The 15,031-nt window shown below is 66.9% G+C and carries 13 protein-coding genes; 6 read left to right on the plus strand and 7 right to left on the minus strand.

The genetic code is table 11. The features are described from left to right. Window positions 1-158 precede the first annotated feature (158 nt). Together Q5Z10_RS20085 and Q5Z10_RS20090 are read left to right on the plus strand one after the other, a co-directional pair. Complete coding sequence (locus Q5Z10_RS20085) at window positions 159-1,925, plus strand: S8 family serine peptidase (RefSeq protein WP_303637098.1); 1,767 nt, start codon at window positions 159-161, stop codon at window positions 1,923-1,925. Further along, entirely contained in the window at window positions 1,925-2,503 is a 579-nt protein-coding gene (locus Q5Z10_RS20090; RefSeq protein ID WP_345783974.1) for a S8 family serine peptidase, read from the plus strand. The genes Q5Z10_RS20085 and Q5Z10_RS20090 overlap by 1 nt, the downstream gene beginning before the upstream one ends. Before the next feature lie 114 nt (window positions 2,504-2,617). On the opposite strand, the gene Q5Z10_RS20095 is transcribed toward Q5Z10_RS20090, so the two are convergent. From Q5Z10_RS20095 to cyoA, 5 genes are read right to left on the minus strand one after another with little or no spacing between them, the layout of a single operon-like run. Further along, window positions 2,618-3,298: an SCO family protein gene (locus tag Q5Z10_RS20095; protein ID WP_303637100.1), complete on the minus strand. Its 681-nt coding sequence runs from the start codon at window positions 3,296-3,298 to the stop codon at window positions 2,618-2,620. 10 nt (window positions 3,299-3,308) lie between these two features. Beyond that, a complete protein-coding gene (gene cyoD, locus Q5Z10_RS20100) occupies window positions 3,309-3,641 on the minus strand; it encodes a cytochrome o ubiquinol oxidase subunit IV (protein WP_303637101.1) in 333 nt (110 codons plus the stop codon). A gap of 1 nt (window position 3,642) precedes the next feature. Continuing rightward, entirely contained in the window at window positions 3,643-4,278 is a 636-nt protein-coding gene (cyoC, locus tag Q5Z10_RS20105) for a cytochrome o ubiquinol oxidase subunit III (protein WP_303637102.1), read from the minus strand. Next, entirely contained in the window at window positions 4,275-6,251 is a 1,977-nt protein-coding gene (gene cyoB / locus Q5Z10_RS20110) for a cytochrome o ubiquinol oxidase subunit I (protein ID WP_303637103.1), read from the minus strand. Before cyoB ends, cyoC begins: the two co-directional genes overlap by 4 nt. Window positions 6,252-6,256: 5 nt before the next feature. After that, window positions 6,257-7,162 (minus strand): ubiquinol oxidase subunit II, encoded by a 906-nt coding sequence (gene cyoA, locus Q5Z10_RS20115; protein ID WP_303637104.1) that lies wholly within the window; start codon window positions 7,160-7,162, stop codon window positions 6,257-6,259. A 183-nt stretch (window positions 7,163-7,345) separates the two neighbouring features. On the opposite strand from cyoA, the gene Q5Z10_RS20120 reads away from it, so the two are divergent. From Q5Z10_RS20120 to Q5Z10_RS20135, 4 genes are all read left to right on the plus strand, one after another. After that, on the plus strand, window positions 7,346-8,761 hold the full coding sequence (locus Q5Z10_RS20120; RefSeq protein WP_303637105.1) for an aminotransferase-like domain-containing protein: 1,416 nt from the start codon (window positions 7,346-7,348) through the stop codon (window positions 8,759-8,761). 71 nt (window positions 8,762-8,832) lie between these two features. Further along, window positions 8,833-9,093, plus strand: a complete 261-nt coding sequence (locus Q5Z10_RS20125) for a hypothetical protein (protein ID WP_303637106.1) — start codon at window positions 8,833-8,835, stop codon at window positions 9,091-9,093. After that, a complete protein-coding gene (locus tag Q5Z10_RS20130; RefSeq protein WP_345783975.1) occupies window positions 9,093-9,695 on the plus strand; it encodes a DUF6436 domain-containing protein in 603 nt (200 codons plus the stop codon). The genes Q5Z10_RS20125 and Q5Z10_RS20130 overlap by 1 nt, the downstream gene beginning before the upstream one ends. Before the next feature lie 9 nt (window positions 9,696-9,704). Further along, entirely contained in the window at window positions 9,705-11,219 is a 1,515-nt protein-coding gene (locus tag Q5Z10_RS20135; protein WP_303637108.1) for an aminotransferase-like domain-containing protein, read from the plus strand. A 105-nt stretch (window positions 11,220-11,324) separates the two neighbouring features. Here Q5Z10_RS20135 and Q5Z10_RS20140 read toward each other — a convergent pair whose 3' ends face one another. Continuing rightward, complete coding sequence (locus Q5Z10_RS20140; protein WP_303637109.1) at window positions 11,325-12,626, minus strand: aminotransferase class V-fold PLP-dependent enzyme; 1,302 nt, start codon at window positions 12,624-12,626, stop codon at window positions 11,325-11,327. Further along, entirely contained in the window at window positions 12,626-15,031 is a 2,406-nt protein-coding gene (locus Q5Z10_RS20145) for a TonB-dependent receptor plug domain-containing protein (RefSeq protein WP_303637110.1), read from the minus strand. The genes Q5Z10_RS20140 and Q5Z10_RS20145 overlap by 1 nt, the downstream gene beginning before the upstream one ends.

Genomic DNA, 15,031 nt, shown 5'->3' on the forward strand with positions numbered 1-15,031 from the left:
ACCAGGCGGCATAAGCGTTTGTGACGCAATTGGCACATCTGCAGATTGCGTCTGTGAAGAGGTAGGGGGTTGTTCGTTGTGTCGCGTTTGGCTCGTTGCGATGGGGCAGTTCCGCCCCGCCGTCCTGCCATGCCGATTCACAACAGAAGGATTCGTGTATGAAGCGACACACGCAACGCTCCGCGCCACCGCGCTCTGCGCGCCTGGCCCTGGCCACTGCCCTGGTACTGGGCAGCCTGGCCGTTACCGCCCAGGCGCAGCAGGCCGATCCACTGGCCGGTATCCAGTGGCATCTGCTCAATACCGGGCAGACCGTGCCGGCCGATACGCTGCCGGTGGCCGGCAACGATCTGAATGTCGACGGCCTGTTCCGCAATGGCATCCGTGGCCAGGGCGTAGTGATCGGCATCGTCGATGACGGCCTGCAGATCGCCCACCCGGACCTGGCCGCCAACGTGGCGGCGGTGGCCGGCAAGAACTTCGCTAACGGCTCCAACAATCCCACGCCGTCCAACCCGGATGCCGACAATCACGGCACCATGGTCGGCGGCATTGCCGGTGCAGTGGGCGCCAACAACCGCGGCGTACGCGGCGTTGCACCGGCCGCCACGCTGAAGGGCTTCAACGTGCTGGCCTCCAATGCGCAGGGCAATCAGCAGAGCAACATCGAATACGCCTGGTGGGATGGCGCGGAGTCGGCCGATGTGCAGGTGTTCAACAACAGCTGGGGCGCCGGCCCGGGCAATCCCAACCTGCCGGTGGCCTACAGCCAGAACACCGCCAACGCCTATGAGCAGGCGCTGTCGGGCACGCGCGGCGGCCGCGGCGGCATCTACGTGAAGTCGGCCGGCAACAACTTCAACAACGCTTCGATCAGCCAGACCCAGGACGTCTGCACCACCGACACCAAGAACCGCAACACCGGCTGTGTGCCGGCCGGGCGCGATCCACGCAACAACCTGTTCAACGTGATCACCGTGGGTGCGGTGCGCGCCGATGGCGTGCGTTCGTCGTACTCGTCCACCGGTTCGGCGCTGTGGGTATCAGCCTTCGGTGGCGAGTACGGCCTACAGGCACAGTACGCGCCGAACCTGGTGGCACGCGCCTACGACCCGGCCATCGTCACCACCGACGTGACCGGCTGCACGCAGGGCAGCAACAAGAACAGCAACCGCCAGAACACACTGGACAGCAACCTGTCGGCCATCGACAGCACCTGCAACTACACCGCCAAGATGAACGGTACGTCGGCGTCGGCACCGATGGTGTCGGGCGTGGCGGCGCTGGTGCTGGAAGCCAACCCGAACCTGTCCTACCGCGATGTGAAGTACATCCTGGCCACCACCGCCACCCGCAACCATCCCAACCAGCCGGCGGTGACACTGGCCGATGGCCGCGTGCTGGTACCGGGCTGGACGGTGAACGCTGCCAACCGTGCCTACAGCAACTGGTATGGCTTCGGCGTGGTCAATGCGGCACGTGCGGTGCAGGTGGCCGAATCCTTCCAGTCGCTGGGCCCGCTGCTGGATACCGGCTGGCGCACCACCACGCGCACCGTTGCCATCGGCAATACCTCGGCCGCTGCGGCGCGGTTGACCTTCCAGGTGGCCAATGGCGCACGCAACATCGAGTCGGTGCAGCTGGGCTTCCGGGTGAACCACAGCAACACCCGCCAGCTGCAGTTCGTGCTGGTGTCGCCCAGCGGCACGCGCAGCGTGGTGCAGCCGGCCTTCACCGCCATCGGTTCGGGCACCAATGGCGTGCAGCGCAACTTCACCAACTGGGACCTGCTGTCCAGCAATGCCTTCCTGGATGAGAGTGCCACCGGCACCTGGACCCTGGAAGTGACCGACATGGGGCAGGCCGCGAACGCTGCATCGCGCGGCAACCTCGAATTCTTCAAGATCCGCGTTCTGGGGCACTGATGATGAAGACGACCATTCTGTTGAGCACGCTCGCCTTCGCGGCGATGACCTCCCCTGCCTGGGCACAGAGCTCGGGGCAGACCCCGCCTGCAAAGACCCTGTCCACCGTGGATGCGCAGGAGCTGAAGGCCTCGGCCACCGGCCGTGCCTTCGATGTGGGCGGCACACGCTTCCAGCTGTCGCCGTCCACCTCGGTAAAGCAGGCGGCGGGCGGCCAGTTCACGATCACCCCGCAGACAGCAGCCACCGCCACTTCGCGCAGCAAGCGTTCGCTGGATGGCGCGGCCGCAGCGGGTGCTGACGCCGGTGCCGGCAAGTTCGCCGCCGCGGTATCCAATGATGGTGCGCCGGTGGTGGCGACCTCGCGGGTGAAAGTGTTCTTTACCGATGCGGGCTCGGCGCAGCGTGCGGCCAAGGCCACCGGGGGCACCGTGGTGAAGGTGTCCAAGGCCGCAGGCCTGGCGATCGTGGAGTACCCGTCGGTGAACGCGGCACTGGATGCGAGCACCCGGCTGCTGTCGACCGCGGGCGTCAAGGCGGCCGAGCCGGACGTGGTGCAGTGGGAAGAGAAGAAGTGATCTAGGGCGTTGCGTGGTGCCCCGGCCGGTTGGCTCTCCTGGCCGGCCGGGGATTGGCGAACGGGGGTGCCCGGCAAGCAGACGCGGTAGCGCCGCGCCCTGCCCGGCGCCGTGCTACCGGGCGGCGATGCTGGCGCTGCGCGGCAGGGCACAGGTGGCGAGGGCTTCGCTGCCTGCAGCCGGATGCTCCGGCTCCAGCAACAACCGCTGCACATCCGAGAACAGCTGCTGCACCGGCATGCCGTACGGCGCGAACAGGCGCAGCCGGCCCTGGCGGTCGAACACGTAGCCACCGGCGATGTGGCTCATGGTGTAGGTCTCGGGCACCTGGCCGGGTTCCTTTTCGTAGAACGCCTTGAAGTCGCTGGCCATCGCGGCCAGTTGCGCTTCGTTGCCGACCAGCGCGATCGCCTTGGGATCGAAGGCTTCCACGTAGGTGCGCGCTACCTCCGGCGTGTCGCGGGCCGGGTCGACGCTGACGAACACTACCTGCAGCCGGTCGGCCTCCTTGCCCATCAGGTGCTTGACCTGGCTGAGCTCGACCATCGTGGTCGGGCAGACATCCGGGCAACTGGTGAAACCGAAGAACAGATAGGTCACCTGCCCCTGCAGGTCCTTCGGGCCGCGCACGGTGCCGGTGCTGTCGGGCATCGTCCAATGCTGGCCGAGCGCTTCGCAGGCGATGTCCTTGGAGTAGAAATCCATGCGCGACTGCGCGCTGCAGCCGGCCAGCAGGCCGAGCAGCGCGCCTGCGGCAAGCCGCAGGACATGGCTGCGGAAAGCAATACACGTCACGGCTGCTGGCTCAGTTGATCATCATGTGGTAGTGCATGCTCCAGATGATCCAGATCGACAACGCGACCACGATGAACAGGATCACCAGGGTGAATACGAAGCTGGCCAGGTTCCAGCCACCTTCCGACTTGCGGTCCATGTGCAGGAAGTACACCAGCTGCACCAGGATCTGCGCGACGGCGAAGCCGACCAGCAGGAACAGCGTGAGCGGCCGCGACAGCACCGGGTTCATCACCAGCGCAAACGGCACCACCGTCAGCAGCGCGCACAGCACGAAGCCGATCAGGTACGACCTGGTTGAACCGTGCGCATTGCCGGCGCGCGAAGTTTCGACGTGGGCCATGTCAGAAGGCTCCAATCAGGTAAACGAAGGTGAAGACGCAGATCCAGACCAGGTCCAGGAAGTGCCAGAACAGGCTCAGGCACGAAACGCGGGTGATGTTGGTCGGGGTCAGGCCGCGGCGGTAGACCTGGTGCATGACCACCGCCATCCAGATCAGGCCGCTGGCCACGTGCAGGCCGTGGGTGGCCACCAGCGCGAAGAACGCCGACAGGTAGGCACTGGTGCTGGGGCCTGCGCCTTCATGGATCAGGTGCGAGAACTCGTAGATCTCCATGCCGATGAACGACGCACCGAGCACGAAGGTCGCGCCCAGCCAGCGCAGCACGGCGGCCCTGTCCAGACGGTGCATCGCCAGAACGGCCTGGCCGTAGGTGATGCTGGAGACCAGCAGCAGGAACGTTTCGGCCATCACGAACGGCAGCGAGAACAGCTCCTTGCCGGTCGGTCCGCCGGCGTAGGCGGTGCTGAGCACCGCGTACGAGGCGAACAGCGAACCGAACAGCACCAGGTCGGACATGAGGTAGACCCACATGCCGAACACCTTCATGCCACCCTGTTCGTGGGCGTGGTCGTGTTCGTGGTGCGCCGCGTCGGCCAGCGCGTCGTCGGCCAGCTCGGGGCGGGTCAACAGGTTCATGCACGTACCTCCTTCAGCTTGGCATGGTTGGCCGCTTCGGTGCGTGCCACCTCCTCGGCGCTGACGTAGTAGTCCACGTCCTCGTCGTAGGAACGCACGATCAACGTGGCGATCATCGCGATGAAGCTGGCGCCGGCCATCCACCAGATGTGCCACACCAGGGCGAAGCACAGCACCAGGATCCAGACGTTGAGGATCAACGGCACGCCTGTGTTCTTCGGCATGTGGATCGGCGCGTACGTCTTCGGCGGCGGCGGCAGGCCACGCTTCTTCGCTTCGTGGAAGGCATCCAGCGCATCGGCCCTGGGCACCACGGCGAAGTTGTAGAACGGCGGCGGCGAAGGCGTGGCCCATTCCAGCGTGCGTGCGTTCCACGGGTCGCCGGTCAGGTCCAGGTTGCGCTTACGGTCACGCACGCTCACGTAGATCTGCACCAGCATCAGGATGATGCCCGCGAACACGAACAGTGCACCGATGAAGGCGGCGATCAGGTACGGCGTCCACGCCGGGTTGTCGTACTGGTTCATGCGCCGGGTCATGCCCATGAAGCCGAGCATGTACAGCGGCATGAAGGCCAGGTAGAAGCCGATCACCCAGCAGGCGAAGGACCACTTGCCCAGGCGCTCGTTGAGGGTGAAGCCGAACACCTTCGGGAACCAGTAGGCGAAGCCGGCCAGGTAGCCGAACAGTGCGCCACCGATGATGGTGTTGTGGAAGTGGGCCACCAGGAACAGGCTGTTGTGCAGCAGGAAGTCCGCGCCCGGAATGGCCAGCAGCACGCCGGTCATGCCGCCGATGGTGAAGGTGACCAGGAAGGCGATGGTCCACAGCATCGGCACGCTGAACTCGACGCGGCCGCCGTACATGGTGAACAGCCAGGTGAAGATCTTCACCCCGGTGGGAATGGCGATGATCATCGTCATGATGCCGAAGAAGGCATTGACGCTGGCACCGGAGCCCATGGTGAAGAAGTGGTGCAGCCAGACCACGAACGACAGGATGCCGATCGCCAGCGTTGCGCCGACCATCGACGTGTAGCCGAACAGCTTCTTGCGCGAGAACGTGGCAGTCACTTCCGAGAAGATGCCGAACGCCGGCAGCACCAGGATGTACACCTCCGGGTGGCCCCAGGCCCACACCAGGTTCACGTACATCATCGGGTTGCCACCCAATGTGTTGGTGTAGAAATTGAAATCCAGGTAGCGGTCCAGGGTCAGCGCACCCAGCGCCACGGTCAGGATCGGGAACGCAGCGATGATGATCACGCTGGTGACCAGCACGGTCCAGGTGAACACCGGCATCTTCATCAGCGTCATGCCCGGCGCACGCATGCGCAGGATGGTGATGAACAGGTTGACGCCGGTCAGCAATGTGCCGATGCCCGAAGCCTGCAACGCCCAGATGTAGTAGTCCACGCCGACGCCAGGACTGAACTCGATGCCCGACAGCGGCGGATAGGCCACCCAGCCGGTCATGGCGAATTCGCCAACACCCAGCGAGATCATCATCAGCGCCGCGCCGACCACGAAGATCCAGAAGCTGAAGGCGTTGAGGAACGGGAAGGCCATGTCGCGCGCGCCGATCTGCAGCGGCACGATGATGTTCATCAGGCCGACCACGAACGGGGTGGCCACGAAGAAGATCATGATCACGCCGTGCGCGGTGAAGATCTGGTCGTAGTGCTCGGGCGGCAGGAAGCCGTCACTGCCCGGCCCGGCCGCGGCCAGCTGCGCACGCATCATCAGCGCGTCGGCAAAGCCACGCACCAGCATGACCAGCGCCACCACCACGTACATGATGCCGATCTTCTTGTGGTCGACGGTGGTGAACCAGTCCCGCCACAGCAGGCCCCACAGCTTGAAGTACGTCACCGCGCCAAGCAGCGCGAGGCCACCCAGCACCATGGCCGCCAAGGTGACCACGACGATCGGCTCGTGCAACGGCACGGCCTCCCACGTCAATTTACCCAACATGTGCGTTACTCCTGGGAAACCTGGACACCGCCGGCAGCGCCCACCGGGGTGGCGGCAGCGGTGTTTTCACCAACGCCGATGAACTGGTCGATGACCTTCTTGAACAGCAGCGGCTCGACACTGGAGAAGTGCTGCACCGGCGCGTTCTTCGACGGTGCGGCCAGTGCCTTGAACTGCTCGAAATCCAGTGCCTGCGGTGCGCTGCGCACCTCGGCCACCCAGCGCTCGAACGCCTCGTCGCTGCTGGCGGTGGCGATGAACTTCATGTTCGAGAAGCCATGCCCGCTGTAGTTGCCGGACATGCCGCGGAACTGGCCCGGCTCGTTGGCGATCAGGTGCAGCTGCGTGCGCATGCCGGCCATCGCATAGATCTGCCCACCCAGCTGCGGGATGAAGAAGGTGTTCATCGTCGAGTTGGAGGTGATGTTGAACGCCAGCGGGCGGTTGGCCGGGAAGTTGAGCTGGTTGACCGTGGCGATGCCCAGGTCCGGGTACACGAACACCCACTTCCAGTCGGTGGCGATCACATCCACGTGCAGCGGTTCACCGGCCACGTCCAGCGGCTTGTACGGGTCCAGTTCGTGGGTGGACTGCCACACGATCACCGCCAGCACCGCGATGATGATCAGCGGCACGCCCCAGACCACGATTTCCACCTTGGTGGAGTGCGACCAGTCCGGCGTGTAGTTCGCCTTGGTGTTGCCGGCGCGGAAGCGCCAGGCGAACACGAAGGTGAGCACGATGGCCGGTATCACCACGATCAGCATCAGGCCGATGCAGATCAGGATCAGGTCGCGCTGGGCGAGCCCGACCATGCCCTTCGAATCCAGCAGCACCCAGTCGCAGCCCGTCAGGGCGACGCAGGCCAGGGCGACCAGCGCCAGGCGGATGCGGTTCCAGCAGATATTCATTGGAGGTCAACCCTGTTGAAGAAGCGCGCTTGACCGGCCCGCCTGCGCGCAGCGCCCGGGCGTGGAGCGGCTACACTGTGGGTACGAGGTCGCCTACAAGAAGGCGAACCACTCCAATCAAGCCCATACAAGATACATCATTGTATGGACTTGTGCACTCGCACGTATGGAAAAATCTGACCGATGACGCCTCCTGCCGCCGGCCGCCGCCTGAAGCACCCCAACCGGACCTGGGTTCGCCCCTTCCGCGAGGGCGGCGGACCGCTGTACCTGCAGATTGCCCAGCAGGTGCGCGAGGCGGTGGACGACGGCGTGCTGCGCCCGGGTGACCGCCTGCCGCCGCAGCGCGACCTGGCCCAGCAGGTGGGCGTGGACCTGACCACGGTCACCCGCGCCTTTGCCGAACTGCGCCAGGCCGGCCTGCTGGACGCCCAGGGCGCCGGCGGTACCTTCATCGCGATGTCCGCCGGCAATCGCAGCACCTCGGTCGACCTGAGCATGAACATCCCGCCGCTGCTGGGCAGCGCGCCATTCGCACAGGGCATGGAGGCCGGCTTCCAGCACCTGGGCCAGCAGCTGGGCCAGGGCGAGTTGATGAGCTACCACGTCGGTGCCGGCAGCCGTGATGACCGCGGCGCCGCGGTGCAGTGGCTGGCGCCGATCCTCGGCCCGGTGCCTGCCGACCGTGTGGTGATCTGCCCCGGCGCGCAGACCGCGCTGTGCGCGCTGATCCTGGCCCGCACCCAGCCGGGCGAGCTGATTGCCGCTGAAGCGCTGACCTACCCCGGCCTGCTGGCCGCCGCGCGCGTGCTGCAGCGGGGCGTGGTGCCGGTGGCGATGGACGCCGAGGGCATGCTGCCCGACGCGCTGGAGGAGGCCTGCCAGCGGCGCCGGCCGCGCCTGCTGTACCTGGTGCCGACCATCCAGAACCCGACCACGGCCACGATGTCGGCGCAGCGCCGGCAGGCCCTGCTGGCCGTGGCGCGGCAGCACGAACTGACCGTGATCGAGGATGACCCGTACTGGCTGCTGGCCGGCGATGCCGCACCGCCGCTGGCCGCCCTGGCCGGCAGCGACTGCCCGGTCTACTACATCTCCACCCTGTCCAAGTGCCTGGCGCCGGGCCTGCGCACCGCCTACCTGGTGGTGCCGGCCGGCGCGCCGATGGAGCCGGTGCTGGATGCCCTGCGCGCGATTGCGCTGATGCCCACCCAGTCGATGGTGGCCGTGGCCTCGCACTGGATCCGCAGCGGCCAGGCGCAGGACATGGTGCTGCGCTTCCAGCAGGAACTGCGCGAACGCCAGGCCATTGCCGCGCGCTACCTGCCGCCGCAGCGCCAGGCCCATCCGGCCGGGCTGCACGTGTGGCTGCCGCTGCCACCGCGGCTGGACCAGTACCGGCTGATCCAGGCTGCACAGGAACAGGGGCTGGGCATTGCCAGCTCGGACGCCTTCAGCGTGGAAGAGCCGCCGCCGGGCAACGCGATCCGGCTGTCGCTGGGTGGTGCGGTGGACCAGGACGCGCTGGCCGGGGCGCTGGCCAAACTGAACGAAATCCTGTCCGAGGCGCCTGACGCACGGCATTCGGCAATCGTCTGAGCGATTCCGCAAGCCATATCCATACAAGATGATATCTTGTATGTAATGTATGGACGAAGGATGAGCCGCAGATGGCCGCCGACAAATTGAAGTTCCACCTGGTGATGGCCGGCTGCGGCGGGTTCGTCGTGCTGATGTTGGCCGCGCTGGCCTGGGTCTGCCTGCAGCCGCAGACCGTGGAGGTGCAGGCCGCCGAACGCCACGCCATCGAGCAGTGCCTGCACCGCAGCGAGGACGCCAGCCGCAGCGAGATCCAGCGCCGCGCCCAGGCCGATTCGTGCCGCGAGATGCGCAAGCAGTACGTGCACAAGTTCGGCGCGGACGGCTCCTGATGGGCGCGGCCGCGCCGCGCCCACGCCTTTCGATGCTGACGGTGATGATCGCCCTCGCCTGTGTGTTCATGGCCGGCGTGGCGGTGGCACTGTGGCAGTACTTCGGCTATGGCGAGCAATCCACCTTTGCCGAACAGGCGATCGTGTTCGACGATGCACAGCTGCGGCTGCCGGCCGCACTGGCCGGCGACACCGGGCGCATCCGCGTGGTGCATTTCTGGGACCCGGCCTGCGCGGTGTGCAACCGCGAAACCGGTGCGCACCTGAGCTACCTGATCAGCATGTACCGCCGCGCCGGCATCGACTTCTATGCGGTCCGCCGTCCTGGTACGCAGGGGGAACTGCCCACGCCGCTGCGCGACAAGGTGATCCATCTGGCGACGATCGAAGGCATCGAGCACATTCCCGCCAGCCCGGCGGTGGCCATCTGGGACCGCAGCGGCCATCTGGCCTACGCCGGCCCGTACAGCATCGGCATGGTCTGCAATTCGGCCAACAGCTTCGTCGAACCGCTGCTGGACAGACTGGTGCGCGGGGACACCGTGCGCCCGAAAGGACTGCTTGCCGTGGGCTGCTACTGCCCCTGGCAGGCCCAGCGCTGAGGACGCGCGATGACAGCAGTGACAGCGACCGGCAGGGCCGCCGCAAACAACAACGGCGGTCACCTGTCCGAACCGACCGATGGTTGTGGACAGGCTCCCGCCGTTGGAAGCAACGATACGCCCCGACATGCCCCGTACATGCCGCGACCCGATGTCGCAGGGCTGCGCTGGGTACAGGACGTGCACGCGCACAGCGGGCCGATCTACCTGCGCATCGTCACTACGCTGGAGCGCGCGATCAACCGCGGCGGGCTGGCGCCTGGGCAGCGACTGCCTTCGCAACGCGCACTGGCGCAGCAGTTGGCGGTGGACCTGACCACGGTGACCCGCGCCTTCGATGAAGCGCGCAAGCGCGGGCTGATCGAGGCGCGGGGTCCACAGGGCAGTTTCATCGCGCCGCCGAAAGCGGGCTTCGCCCAGGCGGTGGACCTGAGCATGAACGTGCCACCGGTACCCGACGCCGATGCGCTGGCGGAAATGCTGCGGCGTGGTGCGGCAGCGGTGCTCGCGCGCAGCAACGCGCCGAACCTGATGACCTACCACCTGGGCGGCGGCAACCCGACCGACCGCCACGCGGCGGCGCGCTGGCTGCAGCCGATGCTGGGTACGGTGGACGATACGCGCCTGCTGCTGACCGAAGGCGCGCAGGTGGCACTGGCGGCGATCCTGCTCAGCCAGGGACGCGAGGGCGATGTGATTCTATGTGATCGACTGGCATACCCCGGCCTGCTGCAGGCGGCCGCCGCACTGGGGCGGCGCCTGCTGCCGGTGCAGGGTGACGCGCAGGGCATGTGCCCGGACGACCTGGCACGGCAGGCGCGCGACAGCGGCGCGCGCGTGGTCTACCTCAATCCGACCTGCCAGAACCCCACCGCCCTGAGCATGCCGACCGCACGCCGCGAAGCGCTGGCGCGGGTGCTGCAACAGGCGCAGTTGCTGGCGATCGAGGATGATCCGTACTGGCATCTGGCTGAAAGCGCGCCGACGCCGCTGGCGCTGCTGGCGCCGCGCCATGTGTTCTACGTGGCGACGCTGTCGAAGGTGATCAGCCCGGGGTTGCGCACCGCCTTCGTGCAGTGCCCCAGTCCCGCACACGCCGGGATGATGGCGGACGCGTTGCGCGCTACGCGGCTGATGGGGCACCCGCTGGTATCGGCGCTGGCCAGCCAGCTGCTGCTGGATGGATCGGCACAGGCACTGCTGGCCCAGGTCCGCGACGAAGCACATGAGCGCACCCGCATGGCCAGCTACCTGCTGGCGCCGTCGCTGCTGGTCCGCAGCGCCGGGCTGCACGCCTGGTGCCGGGTGCCGCCACCGTGGACCGACGCCACGCTGGTGCGCACCGCGCAGCTGCAGGGCCTGGCGATCGCACCGTCATCGGCGTTCTGCCCACCGGGCGCACCGTTCGCGAGCGGGGTGCGGCTGTCGTTGGGGTTGGCTGCGGACCGGCGGCAGCTGGAAAACGCACTGCGGCGGATCGATCGGCTGTTGTTGTCCGATGCATTGCCGGCGATCGAGCGGTAGCGCCATGGGTGGATGGCGGTTGGGTAGCGCCGGGCCGTGCCCGGCGCAAGGTTCCCCGGCGCGAGTGGAGCGTGGCCCCCAAGGTCGGCACCTGCCAACGCAGGGTCAGGCCAGTGCGGCCAGCGCCTGCACCAACGCATCCACCTGCTGCGGATGGGTGAACACCGACGGCGTCACCCGCACGCAGGCGCCCGAATCCAACCCATCGCGATGGGTGGTGAACACACGATGCTCGTCCAGCAGGCGTTTCTGCAGCGCCATGTTATCGGCCACGCTGGTACGGCCACGCAGGCGGAAGCTGGCCAATGCACTGGCCAACGCCGGGTCGGGCGAGGACAGCACTTCGATATGTGCCATCTGCCGCGCCGGCACCGTCCATCGCTCGCGCAGGTAGCGCAGGCGCGCCTGCTTGTTCGCTGCACCGATGCGCTGGTGCAGCGCGATCGCCTCCGGCAGTGCCAGATAGGCGGCGAAGTTCACCGTGCCGGTGTGCACGCGGCTGCTGACACGGCCATCGTCGCTCTCGCCCATGTACGGATCCAGGTCGGCCACGCGGCCCTTGCGCACGTACATCGCGCCCACGCCCACCGGTGCGCCGATCCACTTGTGCAGGTTGATGCCCACGAAATCGGCCTTCAGGTCCGGCACCGCGTAGTCGAGCTGGCCGAAGCCATGTGCCGCGTCGACGATCGCGTCGATGCCGCGGGCACGGGCGCGCTCGGCAATCTCGGCCACCGGCAGCACCAGTCCGTGGCGGTGGCTGACCTGGGTCAGCAGCACCAGCTTCAGCCTGGGCAGGCGCGCGAAGGCTGCGTCGTAGGCCTGCAGGATCTGCTCGCGGCTGGGCACCGCCGGCAGTGCGATGCGCTCGACCTGCACGCCACGGCGCTGCTGCAGCCAGCGCATGGCGTTGATCATGCTGTCGTAGTCGACATCGGCGTACAGCACCTGGTCACCGGCCGACAAGCGGTTGTAGCCGCCGATCAGGGCCAGCATCGCCTCGGTGGCGCCACGGGTCAGTGCGATCTCATCGGCGCCCACGCCCAGCATCCCAGCCACCTGCCGATGCACAGCCATGTACTGCGCCGGAAATGCGGTGCGGCCGTACCAGGCATTGCCACGGTTCACGTCGGCGCTGTGGCGCTGGTAGCTGGCCAGTGTTTCGCGCCCCATCGCGCCCCAGTAGCCGTTCTCCAGATGGTTCACTTCGTCGGTGATGTCGAAGTGGCTGGCCACGGCGGCCCAGTACCCTTCATCGCGGGCCAGCACGTCCGGCGCCACGGTCGTCGCGGGAATCTGCATGGGTGCAGGGTAGCGCGTGGCGGCCATCGCCGGCAGTGAAGACAGCGCCGCAGCGGCCGGCAGCAGGGTGCCGGCACGCAGCAGGGAACGGCGGCGGCTGTCCATCAGAAGGTCAGCCGGTACTGGGCATACACATTGGCACCGTCCGTGTCATACGGCGCATTGCGCGAGTAGATCAGCCCGCGGCTGGCCTGGAACGTGGCCTCGTCCGGGTAGCGGTCGAACACATTGTCGGCGCCCACGCGCAGGCTGTGGTGCTCGTTGATGCGATAGCCCACCGCCAGGTCGAGGAAGGTCATCGCGCCGAACTGCTGGTAGATGTCGCCGGTCGCGTTGCCGGTGGAGTCGGTCCACTTGCCGTAATAGCGCACGCGGGCCATCAACGACCACGCGCCGACGTCCCAGCTGCCGGTGAAGCTGCCCTTGTGCTCGGGCAGGCGATCTTCGAACAGCACGCGCTGGGTCTCGTTGGTGGCCACCGACGTGCTGCCGTTGTCGACCCGGGTCTGGTTGTAGTTGTAGGCCAGGGTCAGCGTCATCCGCCCCGCGCCGAGGTCGCGCAGGTAGTTGCCGACCACGTCGACACCGGTGGTGGTGGTGTCGAAATCGTTGGTGAAGTAGTTCACCGAGGTATAGCCCAGCGGGTTCGGCGTACCGGCCGGAATGGCGAAGCTGGCCGACTGGCTGAAGCGGTCGCTGAGCTTGATCCGGTAGACATCGACCGAACCGGACAGCCCCAGGTCGGTACGCCAGGTCAGGCCCAGCGACGCCGTGCGCGATTCTTCCGGGGTCAGCGGCCTGGCGCCCAGCAGCTGTGCCAGCGGATCGTTCGGCGACAGGCGGCCGCTGGTGAAGATCTGCAGCGTACGCGTATCCAGGCCCTGGGTGGTGCTGGTGGTGTTCAACTGTGCCGGCGTGGGCGCACGGAAACCGGTGGAGAGCGTACCGCGCAGGGCCACGTCCGGGGTGATCGCAAAGCGTGCCGACAACTTGCCATCCACCGTGCTGCCGAAGCTGGAGAAGTCTTCGTAGCGACCGGCCGCACCGATGCTCCAGCGCTCGCCCAGCGGCACTTCCATGTCCACGTAGGCGGCCTTGCTGCGCTGGCTCCACTGCCCGGCCTGGCTGGCCGAGAAGCCCGGCGCACCATTGGCATTGGCTTCCAGACCGGCGGCAGCGCCCGGCCCGACCGCGTACGAGGCCGGGTCGCCTGCGCGCACCTGGTAGGTTTCCTGGCGGAACTCGGCACCGAAGGCCACGTTGATCGGCCGGGACAGCGCGGCCACGTCCCACTCGTAGTTGAAATCGGCGTTGGCGTTCTTCTCGGTCTGGGTCAGCCGCCCGAGGTCGAACGAGGTCGGGCTGTCCGGGCCCAGCGACGCATTGATCGAGTTGTCCAGGCTGTAGTCGATGGCATTGCGGCCATAGGACGCACTCAGGTCCCAACGCAGCTTCGGGGTGATCTCGCCGCGCAGGCCCGCCACCAGCTGCAGATCGTTCTGCACGTTGCCGTACTGCGGGCTGAAGCCTACCGGATAGATCGAACGCAGGTTCCAGCCGGGGAAGATCGCGGTGGTGCGATAGGCGCCGGTGGTGGTGTCCGGGTTGCGCCAGTTGAAATCGCTGACGCCATCGCTGTGGCTGTACAGGCCGAACGCATAGATCTCCAGCGTATCGGTGGCATTGGCCTTCAGATTGAAACCGACGCGGCGGCTTTCCAGTTCCGGTTGACCCCAGCGCTGCACGGGATCGGGCACATCCAGTTCAGGGTGTGCCGCCTGGAAGGCGATGGCATCAGGGCGCTGGCGGGTACGCGAGGTGGCATCGGCGTTCGATGACTCGGCGAACAGCGCCAGGCTGCCGTAGTCGCCCAGCGCCCAGCCGGTACGTGCGCTGAAATCACGCGAGGCGCCATCGCCCTGCGCGTACTGCGAATAGCCCGCAGTGATCTCGGTACCAGGGGTGTCTTCGAGGATGATGTTGATGACACCGGCAATAGCGTCCGAACCGTACTGCGCCGATGCGCCATCGCGCAGCACTTCGATGCGCTTGATCGCGCTGGTGGGAATCTGTGCCAGGTCAGCGGCCTGTGCACCGCGGTTGCCCAGCAGCGCGCTGCGGTGGAAGCGACGGCCGTTGACCAGCACCAGGGTCTGGTCCGGCGACAGGCCACGCAGGGTGGCCGGGCGCACGAACACCTGGCCATCGGCCATCGGCAGGCGCTGCACCACGAACGACGGCACCAGCTGTGCCAGCACATCCTTCAGATCGGTGGATTGCACCGACGTGATGTCTTCCTTGGTGAACACATCCACCGGCGCCAGCGTTTCGAACTGGGTGCGGTTGGAGGCACGGGTACCGGTGACCAGCATCGCGTCGAGCTGGGTCGGCGCGGCATGGCCGCCGCCACCGGTGGTGTCTGCCGGACTGGCATCTGCTGCGATCGCGCCTCCTGCGCTGACCATGGAAAGGGCGAGGAGGATGGAACGCGACAGCGGGCAACGATGCAC

Origin of the sequence: Stenotrophomonas sp. 704A1 (assembly GCF_030549525.1) — a bacterium.
Taxonomy (GTDB): Bacteria; Pseudomonadota; Gammaproteobacteria; order Xanthomonadales; family Xanthomonadaceae; genus Stenotrophomonas; species Stenotrophomonas tuberculopleuritidis.